This window comes from Bacillus sp. N3378-2at (assembly GCF_033412715.1).
Taxonomy (GTDB): Bacteria; Bacillota; Bacilli; order Bacillales; family Bacillaceae; genus Bacillus; species Bacillus subtilis.
Genome location: NZ_CP117986.1, coordinates 3532833 through 3552468 on the forward strand (window position 1 = coordinate 3532833; position 19636 = coordinate 3552468).

At 43.6% G+C, this 19636-nt stretch carries 17 protein-coding genes, 1 pseudogene and 1 other annotated feature; of the genes and pseudogenes, 13 read left to right on the forward strand and 5 right to left on the reverse strand.

Annotation, left to right across the window (positions count from 1 at the left end; all coding sequences use genetic code 11):
* The first annotated feature begins 1 nt into the window (after position 1).
* The 4 genes from ganP (at position 2) to ganB (ending at position 5564) form a co-directional block, all read left to right on the forward strand.
* Positions 2–1258 carry a galactooligosaccharide ABC transporter permease GanP gene (gene ganP, locus PUN35_RS18890; RefSeq protein ID WP_014480936.1) on the forward strand — a complete coding sequence of 419 codons (1257 nt, stop codon included), beginning with the start codon at positions 2–4 and terminating at the stop codon, positions 1256–1258.
* A 3-nt stretch (positions 1259–1261) separates the two neighbouring features.
* On the forward strand, positions 1262–2113 hold the full coding sequence (gene ganQ, locus PUN35_RS18895; protein ID WP_014478026.1) for a galactooligosaccharide ABC transporter permease GanQ: 852 nt from the start codon (positions 1262–1264) through the stop codon (positions 2111–2113).
* Between the two features lie 18 nt (positions 2114–2131).
* Positions 2132–4195 carry a beta-galactosidase GanA gene (gene ganA / locus PUN35_RS18900; RefSeq protein WP_072592560.1) on the forward strand — a complete coding sequence of 688 codons (2064 nt, stop codon included), beginning with the start codon at positions 2132–2134 and terminating at the stop codon, positions 4193–4195.
* Positions 4196–4274: 79 nt separating this feature from the next.
* Positions 4275–5564: an arabinogalactan endo-beta-1,4-galactanase gene (gene ganB / locus PUN35_RS18905; RefSeq protein WP_014480934.1), complete on the forward strand. Its 1290-nt coding sequence runs from the start codon at positions 4275–4277 to the stop codon at positions 5562–5564.
* A gap of 53 nt (positions 5565–5617) precedes the next feature.
* Here the strand turns inward: ganB and rsbP are convergent, their stop codons facing one another.
* The 5 genes from rsbP to PUN35_RS18930 form a co-directional block, all read right to left on the reverse strand.
* Entirely contained in the window at positions 5618–6829 is a 1212-nt protein-coding gene (gene rsbP, locus PUN35_RS18910) for a phosphoserine phosphatase RsbP (protein WP_014480933.1), read from the reverse strand.
* A gap of 35 nt (positions 6830–6864) precedes the next feature.
* Positions 6865–7674 (reverse strand): sigma factor SigB/phosphatase RsbP regulator RsbQ, encoded by an 810-nt coding sequence (rsbQ, locus tag PUN35_RS18915; protein WP_003228292.1) that lies wholly within the window; start codon positions 7672–7674, stop codon positions 6865–6867.
* Positions 7675–7903: 229 nt separating this feature from the next.
* Positions 7904–8323: an ASCH domain-containing protein gene (locus tag PUN35_RS18920; RefSeq protein WP_014480932.1), complete on the reverse strand. Its 420-nt coding sequence runs from the start codon at positions 8321–8323 to the stop codon at positions 7904–7906.
* The gene (locus PUN35_RS18925) at positions 8301–9335 is read right to left on the reverse strand and encodes a hypothetical protein (RefSeq protein WP_014480931.1); all 1035 of its coding nucleotides are present in this window, start codon (positions 9333–9335) and stop codon (positions 8301–8303) included. The genes PUN35_RS18920 and PUN35_RS18925 overlap by 23 nt, the downstream gene beginning before the upstream one ends.
* A 17-nt stretch (positions 9336–9352) precedes the next feature.
* Positions 9353–9871 carry an ATP-binding protein gene (locus tag PUN35_RS18930; RefSeq protein WP_014480930.1) on the reverse strand — a complete coding sequence of 173 codons (519 nt, stop codon included), beginning with the start codon at positions 9869–9871 and terminating at the stop codon, positions 9353–9355.
* A 399-nt stretch (positions 9872–10270) separates the two neighbouring features.
* On the opposite strand from PUN35_RS18930, the gene PUN35_RS18935 reads away from it, so the two are divergent.
* From PUN35_RS18935 to PUN35_RS18975, 9 genes and pseudogenes are all read left to right on the forward strand, one after another.
* Positions 10271–11176 carry an ABC transporter ATP-binding protein gene (locus PUN35_RS18935; RefSeq protein ID WP_072592559.1) on the forward strand — a complete coding sequence of 302 codons (906 nt, stop codon included), beginning with the start codon at positions 10271–10273 and terminating at the stop codon, positions 11174–11176.
* Complete coding sequence (locus PUN35_RS18940; RefSeq protein ID WP_003228297.1) at positions 11177–11914, forward strand: ABC transporter permease; 738 nt, start codon at positions 11177–11179, stop codon at positions 11912–11914.
* A 3-nt stretch (positions 11915–11917) separates the two neighbouring features.
* Entirely contained in the window at positions 11918–13033 is a 1116-nt protein-coding gene (gene yvfT / locus PUN35_RS18945; RefSeq protein WP_014480928.1) for a two-component system sensor histidine kinase YvfT, read from the forward strand.
* 16 nt (positions 13034–13049) lie between these two features.
* On the forward strand, positions 13050–13652 hold the full coding sequence (yvfU, locus tag PUN35_RS18950; protein WP_014478018.1) for a two-component system response regulator YvfU: 603 nt from the start codon (positions 13050–13052) through the stop codon (positions 13650–13652).
* 174 nt (positions 13653–13826) lie between these two features.
* Complete coding sequence (gene lutA / locus PUN35_RS18955) at positions 13827–14543, forward strand: lactate utilization iron-sulfur protein LutA (RefSeq protein ID WP_014480927.1); 717 nt, start codon at positions 13827–13829, stop codon at positions 14541–14543.
* A gap of 26 nt (positions 14544–14569) precedes the next feature.
* Entirely contained in the window at positions 14570–16009 is a 1440-nt protein-coding gene (gene lutB, locus PUN35_RS18960; RefSeq protein WP_014480926.1) for a lactate utilization iron-sulfur protein LutB, read from the forward strand.
* Complete coding sequence (gene lutC, locus PUN35_RS18965) at positions 16009–16731, forward strand: lactate utilization protein LutC (protein WP_014480925.1); 723 nt, start codon at positions 16009–16011, stop codon at positions 16729–16731. Before lutB ends, lutC begins: the two co-directional genes overlap by 1 nt.
* 107 nt (positions 16732–16838) lie before the next feature.
* A pseudogene (locus PUN35_RS18970) lies at positions 16839–17868 on the forward strand (glycosyl hydrolase family 18 protein).
* Between the two features lie 97 nt (positions 17869–17965).
* Positions 17966–18201, forward strand: a binding site (T-box leader).
* Positions 18202–18269: 68 nt separating this feature from the next.
* The gene (locus PUN35_RS18975) at positions 18270–19613 is read left to right on the forward strand and encodes an amino acid permease (RefSeq protein WP_003228313.1); all 1344 of its coding nucleotides are present in this window, start codon (positions 18270–18272) and stop codon (positions 19611–19613) included.
* The last annotated feature ends 23 nt before the right edge of the window (positions 19614–19636 follow it).

A 19636-nucleotide genomic window follows, 5' to 3' on the forward strand; every position in this document is an offset into this window, starting at 1 on the left:
GGTGCAGCATCGTCAAGTCGCTTTGTTGCTTTCTATCATTCCGGGACTCGGGCAATTTTATAACAAGCAATGGATAAAAGGTATTGTCTTTCTTTTCTTAGGCGCATCGTTTTTTGCGGTCTTTGGAGATCTGCTCAATATGGGGTTTTGGGGAATCTTTACACTGGGAACAGAAGTGCCGCGGGATAATTCCGTTTTTCTGCTGGCGGAAGGGATTATTGCTGTCATCGTGACCTGCTTTGGCCTTGCGGTGTATTATGTAAATCTTCGCGATGCGTTCCAAAGCGGAAAACAACGTGATGAAAATAAGCCATTAAGTTCCTTAAAGGAACAATACCAGCATATCATTTCTGAGGGCTATCCTTATGTCGTCAGCGGCCCATCTTTGTTTATTTTAATTTTCGCCGTGATCTTTCCTATCTTATTCAGCTTTGCATTAGCGTTTACAAACTATGATTTGTATCATTCTCCTCCTGCAAAATTAATTGATTGGGTCGGTTTTCAAACGTTCGCAAATATTTTCACAGTTGATATTTGGAGGTCGACTTTTTTTGATGTACTGGCTTGGACGGTGGTTTGGACACTTGCTGCATCCACACTGCAAGTCACATTGGGGATTTTTCTCGCGATCATTGTTAACCAGAAAGACCTTCGGTTTAAACGTTTTTTTCGGACGATTCTGATTTTGCCATGGGCCGTTCCCGGTTTTGTGACGATTTTAATTTTTGCGGGACTGTTTAATGATAGCTTCGGTGCGATGAATCACGACATCTTGGCTTTCTTCGGGATAGATCCGCTTCCGTGGATGACAGATGCCAATTGGTCGAGGCTTGCATTGATTCTCATGCAGGGCTGGCTTGGATTTCCGTACATCTTTCTCGTCTCAACAGGCGTATTGCAATCCATCCCGGACGATCTGTATGAAGCAGCTACGATTGATGGCGCTTCTGTCTTTTCAAAGTTGAGATACATCACGCTTCCAATGGTGTTCATTGCAATGGCTCCGATTATCATTACCCAGTTTACGTTTAATTTTAATAACTTTAATATTATCTATCTATTCAATGGTGGAGGTCCGGCTGTAACCGGATCAACAGCCGGCGGGACAGATATCCTCGTTTCATGGATTTATAAATTGACAATGCAGTCCAGTCAATATTCTCTTGCTGCGGCTTTAACCATTTTATTATCTGTATTTGTTATCTCCATCGCATTGTGGCAATTCAGACAGACAAAGTCTTTTAAAGAGGGGGCATAAGGCATGCTGGCAGATATGAAGGTCAGAAAATATATCCGTCTCCTTTTCTCTTACTTGTTGCTAGCCTTTATGGCGGTCATCATTGTTTATCCTCTCCTTTGGACGGCAGGCGCAAGCTTTAATCCCGGCAACAGCTTAATCAGTACATCCATCATTCCGAAGCATCCGACATTCGACCATTACAAAGAATTATTTGCGGGCAAGGAAAGCCTTCAATATGTGCAGTGGTATGTCAACTCTATGAAGATCAGCCTGTTTACAATGGCAGGGTCTTTGCTCTGTGTGACGTTTACGGCCTATGCGTTTTCGCGCTTTCGGTTTAAAGGGAGGAAATACGCTTTAACGCTCTTTTTATTGCTCCAGATGATTCCTCAGTTTTCAGCTTTAATTGCCTTGTTTGTGCTGGCGCAAATCTTGGGAATGATCAATAGCCACTGGCTGCTAATCTTGCTTTATATCGGCGGCCTGATCCCGATGAATACGTATTTGATGAAAGGGTACATGGATTCCATTCCGATGGATTTAGACGAAAGCGCCAAGATTGACGGAGCCAGCAGCACCAGAATCTTCTTCCAGATCATTCTGCCATTATCAAAACCGATGGCGGCAGTCGTGGCCATGAACGGCTTTACCGGTCCGCTCGGAGATTTTGTGCTGTCCTCAACCATATTGAGAACGCCTGAATCATATACATTGCCCGTCGGTCTATTCAATTTAGTGAATGATGTCATGGGGGCCAGCTATACGACATTTGCGGCCGGAGCCCTGCTTATCAGCATACCGGTTGCCGTTATCTTTATCATGCTGCAAAAGAATTTTGTATCCGGATTAACCGCAGGCGGAACGAAGGGCTAAGAGAACAAGGAGGAGAATGTGATGTCAAAGCTTGAAAAAACGCACGTAACAGAAGCGAAATTTATGCTCCATGGGGGAGACTACAACCCCGATCAGTGGCTGGATCGGCCCGATATTTTAGCTGACGATATCAAACTGATGAAGCTTTCTCATACGAATACGTTTTCTGTCGGCATTTTTGCATGGAGCGCACTTGAGCCGGAGGAGGGCGTATATCAATTTGAATGGCTGGATGATATTTTTGAGCGGATTCACAGTATAGGCGGCCGGGTCATATTAGCAACGCCGAGCGGAGCCCGTCCGGCCTGGCTGTCGCAAACCTATCCGGAAGTTTTGCGCGTCAATGCCTCCCGCGTCAAACAGCTGCACGGCGGAAGGCACAACCACTGCCTCACATCTAAAGTCTACCGAGAAAAAACACGGCACATCAACCGCTTATTAGCAGAACGATACGGACATCACCCGGCGCTGTTAATGTGGCACATTTCAAACGAATACGGGGGAGATTGCCACTGTGATCTATGCCAGCATGCTTTCCGGGAGTGGCTGAAATCGAAATATGACAACAGCCTCAAGACATTGAACCAGGCGTGGTGGACCCCTTTTTGGAGCCATACGTTCAATGACTGGTCACAAATTGAAAGCCCTTCGCCGATCGGTGAAAATGGCTTGCATGGCCTGAATTTAGATTGGCGCCGGTTCGTCACCGATCAAACGATTTCGTTTTATAAAAATGAAATCATTCCGCTGAAAGAATTGACGCCTGATATCCCTATCACAACGAATTTTATGGCTGATACACCGGATTTGATCCCGTATCAGGGCCTCGACTACAGCAAATTTGCAAAGCATGTCGATGTCATCAGCTGGGACGCTTATCCTGTCTGGCACAATGACTGGGAAAGCACAGCTGATTTGGCGATGAAGGTCGGCTTTATCAATGATCTGTACCGAAGCTTGAAGCAGCAGCCTTTCTTATTAATGGAGTGTACGCCAAGCGCGGTCAATTGGCATAACGTCAACAAGGCAAAGCGCCCGGGCATGAATCTGCTGTCATCCATGCAAATGATTGCCCACGGCTCGGACAGCGTTCTCTATTTCCAATACCGCAAATCACGAGGGTCATCAGAAAAATTACACGGAGCGGTTGTGGATCATGACAATAGCCCGAAGAACCGCGTCTTTCAAGAAGTGGCCAAGGTAGGCGAGACATTGGAACGGCTGTCCGAAGTTGTCGGAACGAAGAGGACGGCTCAAACCGCGATTTTATATGACTGGGAAAATCATTGGGCGCTCGAGGATGCTCAGGGGTTTGCGAAGGCGACAAAACGTTATCCGCAAACGCTTCAGCAGCATTACCGCACATTCTGGGAACACGATATCCCTGTCGACGTCATCACGAAAGAACAAGACTTTTCACCATATAAACTGCTGATCGTCCCGATGCTGTATTTAATCAGCGAGGACACCATTTCCCGTTTAAAAGCGTTTACGGCTGATGGCGGCACCTTAGTCATGACGTATATCAGCGGGGTTGTGAATGAGCATGACTTAACATACACAGGCGGATGGCATCCGGATCTTCAAGCTATATTTGGAGTTGAGCCTCTTGAAACGGACACCCTGTATCCGAAGGATCGAAACGCTGTCAGCTACCGCAGCCAAATATATGAAATGAAGGATTATGCAACCGTGATTGATGTAAAGACAGCTTCAGTGGAAGCGGTGTATCAAGAAGATTTTTATGCGCGCACGCCAGCGGTCACAAGCCATGAGTATCAGCAGGGCAAGGCGTATTTTATCGGCGCGCGTTTGGAGGATCAATTTCAGCGTGATTTCTATGAGGGTCTGATCACAGACCTGTCTCTTTCTCCAGTTTTTCCGGTTCGGCACGGAAAAGGCGTCTCCGTACAAGCGAGGCAGGATCAGGACAATGATTATATTTTTATCATGAATTTCACGGAAGAAAAACAGCTGGTCACGTTTGATCAGAGTGTGAAGGACATAATGACAGGAGACATATTGTCAGGCGACCTGACGATGGAAAAGTATGAAGTGAGAATTGTCGTAAACACACATTAGGCTGATGCTCCGCTCGATATGGGCGGATTCTTTTTTCTATAGAATGAAAACGCTCACTAAGTCTTGGGGGGATGAAATCATGAAAAGCAAAGTGAAATTGTTCTTTGCGGCTGCCATCGTGTGGAGTGCATGTAGTTCAACAGGATATGCCGCTGCCATTGAGAAGGAGAAGCACGTGTCAAAGCTTCGGGCAGAGGATCTTTTTGTTAAAAAAGTAGAGGGGATGAACAAGGATTTTATCAAAGGGGCAGATGTGTCCAGCGTTATTGCTTTGGAAAACAGCGGTGTCACCTTTTACAATACAAGCGGAAAACGTCAGGACATCTTTACAACCTTAAAACAGGCTGGGGTCAACTATGTTCGCGTCCGCATCTGGAATCACCCGTATGATTCAAATGGCAACGGGTATGGCGGGGGAAACAATGATGTTCAAAAAGCCATCGAAATCGGAAAAAGAGCGACAGCGAACGGAATGAAGGTGCTGGCCGACTTTCACTACTCTGATTTCTGGGCCGATCCAGCGAAACAAAAGGTGCCCAAAGCCTGGGCGAATCTCAGCTTTGAAGCAAAAAAAGCAAAGCTCTATGAGTATACGAAACAAAGCCTGCAAAAGATGATCAAGGAAGGCTTTGACATCGGCATGGTTCAGGTCGGAAATGAAACAACAGGAGGATTTGCCGGTGAGACTGATTGGACGAAGATGTGCCAATTATTTAATGAAGGAAGCCGAGCGGTCAGGGAGACAAATTCAAATATTTTGGTCGCCCTGCATTTTACCAATCCTGAAACGGCTGGAAGGTATTCATTTATTGCAGAAACACTCAGCAAAAACAAAGTGGATTATGATGTGTTTGCTAGCTCCTATTATCCTTTCTGGCATGGCACATTACAAAATTTGACCTCTGTGCTGAAGGCTGTTGCCAATACGTACGGCAAAAAAGTCATGGTGGCGGAGACATCGTACACCTATACCGCTGAGGATGGCGATGGGCATGGAAATACAGCACCAAAAAGCGGGCAGACGCTGCCATATCCAATTTCTGTTCAAGGCCAGGCAACTGCAGTAAGAGATGTAATGGAGGCAGTGGCGAATACGGGCAAAGCAGGACTTGGTGTTTTCTACTGGGAGCCGGCGTGGATTCCAGTCGGGCCGAAGACACAGATAGAGAAAAACAAAGTGTTATGGGAAACATACGGGTCAGGGTGGGCGTCCAGCTATGCTGCTGAATACGACCCTGAAGACGCCGGGAAGTGGTATGGGGGAAGTGCTGTAGATAATCAAGCTTTATTTGATTTTAATGGACACCCGCTGCCTTCTTTGCAGGTGTTTCAATATGCGGAGTCAGGACATATTCCAAAGAAACGCTGAAACAAAAAAATCCATGAGATGTAACAAATCATTGTTATGTCTCATGGATCATTTTATTTTACATCAACTAATATAAAACATTCGTCATCACTCTTATGATGAGCTTCCTTTTGATGCTGCAGTGATGTAAGGATGTTCTCCTTCAGGTCAGCGATCGGCGAATCAGGTTGATCCTTTAGTAAATCATATAAATAACATGAAGCCGCAGGATCCATCACGCCATCCGTATACAGAAGCAATCTTCCGTCCTCCGTGTATGAAAGGCTGCTTGACTGAAACTCTAAGTCTTCAAACATCCCGATCGGAGGCGAGGTCGCGTGAAGCAGATGTTGAGTTCCGCTATCGTCCTGCCAAAGTGCCGGCGGATGCCCTGCGTTGACATAATCAATTCTTTGCCGTGCTATATCAATCTCGAGATAAATGGCAGTGCAATAATGTCTTGCTTCCTCATCATTTTGAAACAAGCTGTGAAGGTGCCGGTCCAATTCCTTCATAACTTTAACGGGGCTGAGACCTTGCGTGATCTGGCGCTGGAACAAAGGATGAAGAGACATCGTAATCAATGCAGATGAAATTCCGTGCCCCATCACATCAAGGATAATAATGCCGTAACGGTGTTCATCGATTTGATAATATCCGTAAAGATCACCTGACAATTCACTCGATGCGTTGTAATAAGAGTCAATCTGAACCTGATCGTTTACAATCGGTTCAGTCAACGAGTTTTTCTGGATCTTTCTGGCGAGTTCAAGCTCTCTTTTGGTGTTTAATTTAAATTGTTGATTTTGTTTATTGATCTCAAGAAGTTCTTCTTGTTTTGCTTTAAGCGTTTCCAAGGCAATTTTTAACTCCGCATTGGCTTTCTGTTTGGCAAGCAAAGCTTCCTGAGCCTCATTTCTGGCTATCAGCAGCTCATTTTCATATTCATTTCGCTTTCGCATTGGAATAAGAACACAATCAAAGACAGAAGCCTCGCTATCGTGTCTCGCAATAGCATTGATAAGGACGGGAATTTCTTCTCCATCTCTTGCTTTCAAGGAAATGTATATTTCTTCGATGTGATGCTCCAATTTCAAAAGCGGAAAAAAATAAAGCTGGCAGAAAAGCTGTGCGGGAATGGTCAACATCATATTCATGTGCTGGCCGATAACCTGCTCCGGTTCATAATCCAGAATCTTGATAAGGGTACGGTTGGCAGCTATGATCGACCCCTCTTCTGACAAAGCGAGGAAACCGCATGGTGCATCATTCAATTGTTTGTCCATCTAAGAGGGTCACCTCTATCCCTTTCGTTCCTATATCACACGTGTGCTTTTAAATAATCGCCGATCAGCTGTATCGTCTCATCTGGATGGCTCATATGAGGGCAATGTCCGCGAGCCTCCATTTGTTTCAGACTGCTATAAGGCAGATGCTGATGCATATACTTACCTACTGTTGCAGGTGCGATGATATCATCTGCACATTGGAGAATAAGAGAGGGAACCGTTACCTTCGAAAGATCCTCTCGGTGATCAGAAAAAAACGCCGCTTTCGCGAATTGGCGGGCAATGACAGGATCAGTAGAACAAAAACGGCTTTCAAGCTCTTCCTTAATTTCAGGCCGATCTGGCTGATTCAGAACGGTTGCCGCAAATACAGTCGCCCAGCCGATATAATTTTTCTCCATCATCTCCAGCAAGCCAAGGAGCTGCTCCTCTTCAAATCCTCCGTAATACTCAGGCGGATCATTCAAATAGCAAGGAGAAGGCCCCACCATCACCAGATGGGAAAAAAGCTCCGGGCGGCGGATGGATGCAAGCATCCCAATCAAGGCCCCGACGGAGTGACCCACAAACACGGTTTCCTTCAGATCTAAAGCTTCACAAACATCAAGAACATCCTGGGCATAGCCGTCAAGTGTCTGGTAACGATTCAGGTCATATGCGCGCAAATCTGAATGTCCCGAACCGACGTAATCAAATAAAATCACCCGATGATCTTCTTCAAAGGCAGGTGCCACGGCATTCCACACGCTTTGATCGCATCCAAAACCAGGTGCGAACATGATAGATGCTTTGCCGCTGCCTTTCACCTTCACATGATTTCTAGACAAAATCGCTTCGTTCATGATTGGCTCCTTTCAGCCGGAAAAATTAAATGTGTATTAACTTTCTGTTTTATTTTAAGCTTGAATGTACTATTAAATTTGTTCCTCTTTATAGTACAACGTTATATGTACCTTTGAAAGACAATAAAAGGTTTTGCGGATTTTGTTAGAATAGTAATCTATTTTAAAGCACAAATTTCTTAATAAAAAAACACTCCAACTTTTTTAATAGTAGGAGCATTCGCTTTTATTATATATTAAAATGTAATTGTTTGGTTGAATAATCATCTAAATCAAAACCCGATAAATACTTATATGATTGGGGGGGGGTAAAATCTTTATCAAAATCCCTGGGGTTTATTGGTTTATCATACTTGATAAACCTTTTTATTTTTATAGCAAATCCATCATCTCTACCAGAAAAATATTCTAAAAAAGAGTCTTTTGATATTCCAGAATATGAGGAAGTTTTTCTCCATATTTCTATTGGTGTATCATTTATTATTTTATCAATCGTAAATTCACCAATTATTTTTCCAACGGGCATTGTTGAATATATTATCACGGAATCAACTTTTTTTTTGAAAATTCTTTTTCTATATTCAAACTTTTTTGTCCCATTTATGATTTCTTCAACATATTCAGGTTTAATTGATAACAATACCTTCACTTACTCCACCTTCTTTTAGTATCCGCTTAAAATGTTCATCAGATAATTTAATAAATGACCAACGTGTATTTCTATCTAGGCCAATACCGTCCGCTAATTTTTTTCTAATTAATCTTTTGGTTAACGCTGCATTGTAGGTCATTTTTATTGCATAGCATCGACCACGATCATACCATGATTTTAAGTCATCTTTATCAAAAATACTATAGGTGGTAGCATACGTATAGAAGTCCTCAAAATTAGCAAATTCTTTTTGACTTTTCACCTCTTCTACTATACAAACTGAAGTAGCCACCGCTGTATATTCGGCAGACATGCCCTCACTTCTTGTTCGATACATAACTAATATGTCCCCAGGATTTGCTTGGTTTACTCTCATTGTTGTCACATAAGTTTTATGAATACTATTTGTAATTGTCACATCTTCTAGAATATCAATATTCTCATTATTTAATATTGAGTCAGGAAACATTACTGAGTGGTATTTTGGATATATAGCTAATAAAAATTTTTGCTTATTTCTTGTGTTTATCAATGGATAATCTAATAATATATTGTTTTTTACTTCTCTAAAATTTTTAACTAATACTAATTCACCATTTTTATCAGCTGCTCTATTAAAACCGTACTTTTCAAACAATTTAACAAGTGCATCATGCTTCTCAAATATTGTTACATAACAAAGATCAACTTTACCAGCAATAGCATAGTCGAGAGCTTTTTTGATAAAGCGTTCACCTAATCGAGTTCCATGAGGATTGATTTTTAATGTACCGATTTTTAAGGCATTTATACATTGAATATTAGGTGTAACGTCAGTTATAGGCCCACTTTCGTATTTTAAATAGAGAAACCCATTCACTAGACCTTTTTCATAAAGAACGTAGGCTTCTTCATCTTTTTTTCTTTTAAACCAATTCTCAAATCCATCATAATCTGCTTTAAGTGAATCAAAGAAAGGATCGTTAATGTCAATATCTCTAATTTTAACTTTCTCAAGGTAGTTAGTCATATATATCCTCCTAATTCTTAGTCTAATAGTTGCTTTATGAAGTGACACAATTCATCTTCTGTAGAAGACATTGGATTATAAAAAAAATAAGGAATCTCTAATTTTTTTGCTATGTATTCAGAATATTCGATCTCGGTAGATTGAAGAGATTCGAGTAAATCGATATCATAGCTAATATTATCACGACATTTAAGTCTTTCAGCTATTGTTTTGGTTAAATTAGTCAAGACTATTATTGCTTTAGGGGATAAGTCAATGAATGTTTTTTCATCTATTTTAGTTATTTTTCCTTCTTTATTCAGTAAACAAAAATGGCCATCTAAAAAGTAATTTTCATACTTTATCTCATCAATTGCCTCCTGTAAGAAAGTCTGATTTTGGTTAATGTTTTTTATTTTTTTACTCTTCCCGAACTGTTCTTTCTTTTTTTGAGATATTAAATTACTTGAAGAGAAGTGCATTAAATCAAACTTACTTTTTAGTTTATTACAAATAAATGATTTACCTACACCATGAATTCCCCCGATAAAAATCAATGTGTTAACCTCCTAGTTTTAAAGAGTTGTTTAGTTTGACTTAAAAACTTTTTTGGGAAAAGTTAATCGCATTTATATTGTCTATGTTGTGTTTCTGAAAACACCAATACAAGTGATGTCTTTTTAACTAAGTTTTCTCTCTTATCACATTTTAAACCTTTTTATACCAGTTAATAATCAAAAACGCCATTTTAATATTATAAATAAATTATACAACTGAATCCTTACCGTTAAAACAGTAAATTGAAAATGAAGAAAAATATGTAATGATTTTTGGGTTACCTAGACACCGGGATGAGAAAGAAAATGACATTTGTCACTTCATCATCATGACACCCCATACTAACATCGTCTTCTCCGTCATTTTACAATCAATGTAAACGATCAGGAGGTGCTCATGTGATGAAAGAAGTAGTAACAGTAAGCAACGTGACAAAACATTTCCATCGAAAAACCGCTGTAAACCACATCAGCTTCAGTATTGAAAAAGGAGAAATTGCAGCCATTCTCGGGCCAAATGGGGCAGGGAAGACGACCGTCATCTCTATGATATTAGGATTGCTGAAACCGAGTGAGGGAGAAATCAAACTATTTAACCGGGTTCCCGATGATCAACAGGTTCGTGAAAAAATAGGTGTAATGCTTCAGGAAGTAAGTGTCATGCCGGGCCTTAAGGTGGATGAAATTCTTGAACTCTTCCGGAGCTATTATCCGAATCCATTGTCCATGAAAGAACTCGTTTCGTTAACAGCACTCACCAAAGAAGATTTGAAAACAAGAGCAGAAAAATTATCCGGCGGACAAAAACGCCGTTTGAGCTTTGCTTTGGCTCTTGCCGGGAACCCAGAGCTGCTTATACTTGATGAACCGACAGTCGGCATGGACACTTCATCAAGACACCGATTCTGGCAGACCATTCACGGACTGTCGGACCAAGGAAAAACAATTATTTTTTCAACTCATTATTTACAGGAAGCAGACGATGCCGCACAGCGAATCCTATTTTTTACTGAAGGACAGCTTGTTGCAGACGGCTCACCAATGCAAATCCGCTCAAGAATTCAAAAACAGTCTGTTTCCTTTACGCTTCATTCAAGTGAATCAGTGGAAAGACTGTCTTGTCACCCGGAAGTCGAGAGAGTGATCCACGAGCATGAGAGAACCATCATCCAGACATCAAATACAGACAAAGTGTTGGCGCTGATCTTTCAAGAAAACATACATGCACGGGATATTCGAATTGAGCAAGCAACGCTCGATGAGGCATTTCGCCAGCTGGCTGACGGCAACAGGGAGGCGATGTGAGTGAACGTGCTGCAAAAGCAAAGCATCGCTGAAATGAAAAGGGTGCTTAGGAACAAGTACTTTGTGCTTTGGTCTCTGATCATGCCGATTGCCTTTTATTATTTCTTTACAAATGTAGTGAATACCAACGTCCCTGATCAACGTGCATGGGAAGCCCATTACCTGATGTCGATGACAGTCTTCAGCGTGATGGGTTCCTCTATCATGACGCTTGGCATCCGAATGGTACAAGAACGGTCACAAGGCTGGGCCGCCTTTATCCGCCTTACGCCTCTTCCGGATCATATCTATTTATCAGCTCAGATGATCGGCCAAAGTGTCATTCACGTTTTATCAATTACCGTCATATTTCTGTTCGGCGCAATCATCAATGATATTGCCTTGTCACCGTTTGAATGGATGATGAGCGGACTGTGGATTTTGTTTGGCGCATTGCCTTTTTTAGCATTAGGCACACTAATCGGCCTCATGAGAAAAGTAGAAACAGCGGCCGGAATCAGTAATGTGCTTTATATGCTGCTGGCTTTAGGCGGAGGGATGTGGATGCCGTTTGAGGTCATGCCTGACATGATGCAGAGCATTGGCCAGTGGCTTCCGTCTTATCATTTCGGGAGCGGAGCGTGGGAACTTGTCCGGGGCGGGAGTCCGACTTGGAAAAATATTCTGATATTAATCGCTTATATGATGCTCTTCATGCTACTATCTAAATATATAAGAAGAAAACAAGAAGCGGTGTAATACATGAAAAAGGCAATATCTATTTTCCCGAAGGAATTCGGGTTTTTCCCTTATATCTTTCTGGTGTATACGATTATGCCGTTCCTCTCTTTATTAAAAGAATCAGGGGTCAAACAGGGGATCGGATATGGCATGCTGCTCCTTTTTGTAGCGGCATATCGCCAGTTATTCTGCAGCGTGGGCAAAGCTTCGTTTACATATTGGCTTATCGTGCAAATGGCGGTTATTTTGATGTATAGTGTGTTTTACAATATCACCTATATATACTTAGGTTTTTTCCCTGCAAACTTTGTTGGTTATTATAAAGAGAAAACGAATTTTAACCGTGCGTTCTGCGCTTTAATCTTTATACTGCTTTTTCCATGCCTATACCAATTTATCGCGAATTCGGTCTCGCTTCGGGAGCTTTTTTCTGTTCTCCCGTTTCTCGTCATTATGCTCATTTCTCCATTCGGAATTCGTTCTATGTTTCGGAGGATTGAGCTTGAAAATAAGCTTGCACAAGCAAACGAACAGATAAAAGAACTCTCTAAAAGAGAGGAGCGTGTTCGAATCGCCCGTGATCTTCACGATACTCTTGGCCACACCCTGTCGCTGCTTACATTAAAAAGCCAGCTCATTCAGCGGCTGGCTGCATCTGATCCAGAACGGACCAAGCTTGAGGCAAAAGAAATGGAAACCAGTTCACGCTCCGCACTCAAGCAAGTTCGAGAGCTGGTTTCTGATATGAGAACGGTCACGATAACAGAGGAGCTCGTAAACATTCAGCACATATTAAGAGCGGGGAACATTACCTTTCAATACGAAGGAGCCGACGACTTTTCAGCGATATCTCCCGTCACTCAAAATATTATCAGTATGTGTATGCGGGAAGCCGTGACTAACATTATCAAGCACAGCAAAGCAACCCACTGTGCCATCACCATTTCTCAGTTTGCTGACAAAATGAGGATCGTGATACGGGATGACGGAAAGGGAGCGGCGAAGGAGAAAATGTTTGGAAATGGCCTGCGGGGAATGGAAGAACGGCTCATGCTCATTGAAGGGGGATTAACGGTTTCAGATCATAACGGAACGGTTGTGGCACTGACGATTCCGCTTATTAAAAAAGCAGAATGATTGGAGGACGAAAAGAATGATTCGTCTGTTTATTGCTGAGGACCAGCGAATGCTTTTAGGCGCTTTGGGATCTTTGCTTGATTTAGAAGAGGATATGACAGTCATCGGACAAGCATTAAACGGGGAAGAGGCGCTACATGCTATTTTGAAGCTGGAGCCGGATGTATGCATTATGGACATTGAAATGCCGGTTCGAAGCGGGCTGGATGTGGCAGAGGAATTAATGAAAAAAGGCTGCGTCAGCAAGGTCATTATTTTAACCACCTTTGCTCGCCCCGGATATTTTGAACGCGCCGTAAAGGCCGGTGCACATGGCTATCTGCTGAAAGACGGCGAAATTGACGATCTGGCCGATGCCATTCGAAAATGTGTAAAGGGAAAACGTGTCTTCAGCCCTGAGCTGACGTTTAATATGATGCGAGACGAAAATCCGCTAACCGTTAGAGAGCAAGAAATTCTGAGGCTTGCGGCTTTAGGCAAGACAACAAAAGACATTACGCTGGAGCTCTATTTATCTCAAGGCACAGTTCGAAACTATATCTCAGAAATCATCCAAAAGCTTCATGCGAAAAATCGGACAGAAGCCGCCAGCATTGCTGAGGAAAAGGGCTGGATTTAACCATATACTGCACTCCTGGGAGATCGGGAGTGTTTTTGATATGCCACAAATGAAAATATCCCTAGAAAACCCTTCCCTTCCATTGTCAGAATAGTGTACGATATTCATATAGTTATTTTAACTCAGGTCATCAGATGACCTGATCATATATTGGGGATGAGAGAGGGGTTCATCATGAAAGTCTCACTTTTTGTCACTTGTCTTGTTGATATGTTTCAAACAAATGTCGGAAAAGCAACGGTTGAGCTGCTGGAGCGGCTTGGGTGCGAGGTTGATTTTCCAGAAGGGCAGATTTGCTGCGGACAGCCGGCTTACAACAGCGGCTATGTACATGACGCCAAAAAAGCAATGAAACGGATGATCGAAACGTTTCAGGATTCCGAATATGTTGTCAGTCCTTCGGGTTCCTGCACAACGATGTTCCGGGAGTATCCGCACCTGTTTCAGGATGATCCGAAATGGGCCGATAAAGCGCAAAAGCTGGCGGATAAAACGTATGAACTGACAGATTTTATTGTGAACGTCCTTGGGGTAGAGGATGTCGGCGCGACCCTTCATACAAAAGCGACCTTACATACGTCGTGCCATATGACTAGGCTGCTGGGTGTTCGGGAGGAGCCGATGAAGCTGTTGAGCCATGTGAAGGGCCTGCAGTTTACAGAGCTTCCGGGCAAACATAACTGCTGCGGATTCGGAGGAACGTTCTCCGTCAAGATGGCGCAGATTTCTGAGCAGATGGTCGATGAAAAAGTCGAATGTGTGGAGGAAACGGGAGCAGAGGTGCTGATCGGTGCTGACTGCGGCTGTTTGATGAATATCGGGGGACGGCTTGACCGAAAAGATAAGAATGTCAAAGTGATGCACATCGCCGAAGTGCTCAACAGCAGATAAAACTGGATTCAGAGGGGGAAAGGATCATGGCGATGAAAATCGGTACTGACGCTTTTAAAGAGCGGGTATCACAGGGGATTGATAATGAATTTATGAGAGGTGCTGTTTCGGGTGCACAGGAGCGTCTGCGGACGCGGCGCCTAGAGGCAGCAGAAGAACTGGGAAACTGGGAGGAGTGGCGCTCATTATCAGAGGAAATCAGGCAGCATGTCCTTGAAAACCTTGATTTCTATCTCGGACAGCTTGCCGAAAATGTGGCGAAAAGAGGCGGACATGTCTATTTCGCGGAAACAGCGGAAGAGGCGTCTTCCTATATTCGGGATGTCATTCAAAAGAAGAACGGGAAGAAAATTGTGAAATCTAAATCAATGGTCACAGAGGAAATCAATCTGAATGAGGTGCTGGAGAAGGAAGGCTGTGAAGTCGTAGAAACCGATCTCGGCGAGTATATTTTGCAGATTGATGATCACGATCCGCCGTCACATATCGTAGCGCCCGCCCTTCATAAAAATAAAGAGCAGATACGCGATGTGTTTAAAGAAAGACTGGACTATCAACATACAGAAAAACCGGAAGAGCTGGTGATGCATGCGCGCGCCATTCTCCGGAAAAAGTTTCTGGAAGCGGATATCGGCATTACCGGCTGTAACTTCGCCATCGCTGACACGGGTTCCGTCAGCCTTGTGACCAATGAAGGAAATGGACGGCTTGTGAGCACCTTGCCGAAAACACAAATTACCGTCATGGGAATGGAGCGGATTGTCCCGTCATTTTCTGAATTTGAAGTGCTAGTCAGCATGCTGACAAGAAGTGCTGTCGGACAGCGGCTGACAAGTTATATTACAGCTTTGACGGGTCCGAAGCTGGAAGGTGAAGTGGACGGTCCGGAAGAATTCCATCTTGTCATCGTTGACAATGGACGATCCAATATCCTTGGAACGGAATTCCAGTCTGTGCTGCAATGTATCCGCTGTGCCGCCTGTATCAATGTCTGTCCTGTGTACCGCCATGTCGGCGGACATTCATACGGCTCAATCTACTCGGGGCCTATCGGAGCGGTTTTATCACCGTTGCTCGGCGGTTATGACGATTATAAGGAGCTGCCGTACGCGTCTTCACTGTGCGCTGCTTGTTCAGAAGCCTGCCCGGTCAAAATCCCGCTTCATGAGCTGCTACTCAAGCATCGTCAGAATATCGTCGAAAAAGAAGGCAGGGCGCCGATCAGTGAAAAGCTTGCAATGAAAGCATTCGGACTTGGCGCATCCTCCTTATCGCTTTACAAAATGGGCTCAAAATGGGCGCCGGCCGCCATGACGCCTTTTACAGAGGACGAAAAAATTTCGAAAGGGCCCGGCCCGCTTAAAAATTGGACCCAGATCCGCGACTTTCCGGCACCGCATAAATCGAGATTCAGAGACTGGTTTGCGGACAGAGAAACAAGTGAACGCACGAAGGAGGAGCAGTGATGACGAAGGGAACCATTCAGAATCAAGAGAGCTTTTTAAACCGAATCGCATCCAGCCTGGGCCGTGAACGAAGAACAGGAGGCGTGGCAGTCCCTGAATGGGCGCATCAGCCGCAATATAAAACACTTGAAGGTTATTCAGCGGATGACTTAGTCACAGTGCTCAAAAACCATTGTGTCAAAATCCATACAGAGCTGATTGAAACGGATTCAACCGGCCTTTACGATGCCCTGCGCGAGCAAGTCAGCCGCTTTTCCGGAGGCCCTGTCATCATTCCGAAGGACCCCCGCTTTGAAGAATACGGACTGAAAAGCCTGCTCACCAAGGACTGGCCGAGTGAAGGAACGCCGGTCTGGGAGTGGGATGCTGACAAAGGCGAGGAAAATATCAAAAAAGCGGAGCAAGCCAATGTAGGGATTACATTCAGCGAAATAACATTGGCTGAGTCGGGGACGGTTGTCCTCTTCTCCTCAAAAGACATCGGCCGATCTCTCAGCCTTCTGCCGACGACTTATATTGCGATCGTGCCGAAATCAAGCATTGTACCGAGAATGACACAAGCCAGTGATATCATCCGCCAAAACATTGCGGACGGTGTCACTGTTCCTTCATGTATCAACTACATTACCGGACCGAGCAACTCAGCAGACATTGAAATGGATTTAGTTGTGGGAGTGCACGGACCTGTAAAGGCAGCATATATTCTCGTCTCTGATCGCTGAACTCAGGAAGCCCGGCAGGCATATGCCGGGCTTTTTGGTTGAAAAAACTTCAACTTCCAATTTTTTGGCCGATGAGAAGAGTATGAATTGAAATAGGAGGAAATGCGATGAAAAAATGGCTGATCATAGCGGTTTCACTGGCGATTGCGATTGTTCTGTTTATCTATACAAAAGGAGAAGCGAAGGCAGCCGGAATGACACTAGGCTACACGACTGGGGATACGGCTTCATACAATTCTCTTACAAAATATCATACATACATGAATGCCATCGCAACCGATACGTTTGCGTTTGAAAAAAACGGACATGTGATTGGCGATGCCCCAACTAAGCAGCTGACATATGCGAAAAAGAAAAAAATCAAGACATGGGCTGTCATTTCAAACTATAATGATGCCATTTATGATTTTGACGGAGATTTAGCGAGTCGGGTCATGAGTAATAAAACAGCGAAAAAACGATTCACAGATCAGTTAATAACACTGGCCAAAAAGCACTCATATTACGGAATTAATATCGATTTTGAAGCAGTAAATCCAGAAGACCGCGCTGCATACTCGAACTTCATTCAATATGTCTCACAGGCTTTGAATAAGAAACATATTAAAACAATGGTATCCGTTCCGGCCAAAAGCGCCGATGATAAAAATGATGACTGGAGCTGGCCGTATGATTATGCGAAAATCGGCAAATATGCCGACTTCGTACAAGTCATGACCTACGATGAACACGGCATTTGGGGTGAGCCGGGGTCAGTGGCAAGCACAAACTGGATCAAAAGCTCTCTGCAGTTTTCAGTCAAAAAGATCAAAGCCAATAAAGTCATCATGGGAATCCCTGCGTACGGCTATGACTGGGATGTAAAAGACGGAAGTAACAGCACAATAAGGGAATGAGCTCAAATCCCTCATCAAAAAACAAAAAGCAAAGCCGGCATTCAACAAAAAATCAGGCTCGATGACGTTTTCTTATGTTGACAAAAAGAAGCATAAACATGTCGTGTGGTATGAAAACGAAAAAACCGTTCAAACGAAAAGCCATCTGGCAAAGCAATATAAAATAGCAGGTGTTTCAGTTTATGCATTAGGAAACGAGTCAGAATCCTTTTGGAAAGCCATTCGAAAAGGGACAAAATAACAGTTTCTTTTTTCTCTGAAGTTATTGACAGTTAAAAGAGAAGCACGTATATTATGTTAATATATTCAGAACATAAAATTTGAGTTTTTCAGAAAACTAAAACACATAGATTGGGAGCAGTAAAAGAAAGTGGTCAGAACAGAGAGCTGCGGGGTGGTGCGACGCAGCCTGATTCTTCTTTGAACTCGCCCGGGAGTGGTAAGACGGAACGGAATAGATTGAATATTCCCTATGTTTTAACGGCTAACCTTCGTTACAGGTCAAAAGCAGGATTCTTCATGAAGAATCAACAAGAGTGGTACCGCGGTCAGCCGAAGGCTCGTCGTCTCTTTATCTATTAGATTAGGTAGGAGACGGCGGGCTTTTTTGTTTTTGAAAACGAGAAGGAGAGGTAAAAGAGGATGAAAAACGACAATCAAACGTTAAAACGCACGATGACGTCCCGCCATATTATGATGATGGCGCTGGGCGGAGCAATCGGCGCAGGTTTATTTAAGGGGAGCAGCTCAGCGATCGATGTGGCAGGGCCATCTGTCATTATCGCATACCTGCTCGGCGGGATTATTTTGCTGTTTATTATGCAGGGACTGGCGGAAATGGCTGTTCGAAACCGTAACGCCAGAACCTTCCGTGATCTTGTCCAGCAGGTATTGGGAAATTACGCCGCTTACTTTTTGGACTGGATCTACTGGAAAATGTGGGTGCTTAACATTGCGGCTGAAGCTGTTGTAGCTGCGATTTTCATTCAATATTGGCTGCCGGGCTGCCCGATCTGGGTGTTGGCATTAGGAATTTCTCTTATCGTCACGATTGTAAACTTGCTTTCTGTTAAAATCTTCGCCGAAACTGAATATTGGCTGGCAATGATCAAGATTACCGTTATTATTATCTTTATTATTCTGGGATTGCTGCTCTTATTTGTATCATTCGGTGATCATACAGCATCCGGATTTTCCAACCTGACAGACCACGGCGGATTTTTCCCGCACGGCGGCACAGGGCTGATCACGGCGATGCTTGTCGTCATCTACTCTTACGGCGGTACAGAAATTATCGGTGTAACGCTTGCAGAGACAAAAAATCCGGAAAAGGTTGTCCCGAAAGCTGTCCGCAGCACACTGACACGGATTGTCGCGTTTTACCTGCTGCCGTTTTTCATCATCGTCAGCCTGATTCCATGGAACCAAGTCAATTCGGTTCCGGAAAGTCCTTTCGTGATGGTCTTTAAAATGGTAGGCATTCCGGGCGCGGACCATATCATGAATGCAGTCATCCTGCTGGCGATCATTTCTTCTATGAATTCAGGTTTATACGGATCATCACGCATTTTGTATACACAGGCAAGTGACGGAAGGCTTCCAAAGGTCTTCTCGAAGCTTTCATCGAAAAACGTACCGATGTTTGCGATTCTGATGTGCACTTCTTCTCTCTATATTGGCGTATTGATTTCTCTGTTCGCAGGAAGCCAAACATTTAATTATTTAATGGGATCATTGGGATATACCGTTTTATTCATTTGGCTGATCATCGGATTCGCTCATTTAAAATCGAGAAAACAGCAAACGGAAACACCGGCCTATTATGTAAAATGGTTCCCGTACACGACATGGTTTGCGATTGTGGCATTACTCGCCATTCTGATCGGAGTCATCATGACAACATCAATTGTCATTACCGGCATTACTGCGGCGATCTACCTTTTGATTACAGTTGCATATTTGGTCAAAGGACGCAAGCATCAGTAAATAAGAAACCCTCTTGCCGCATC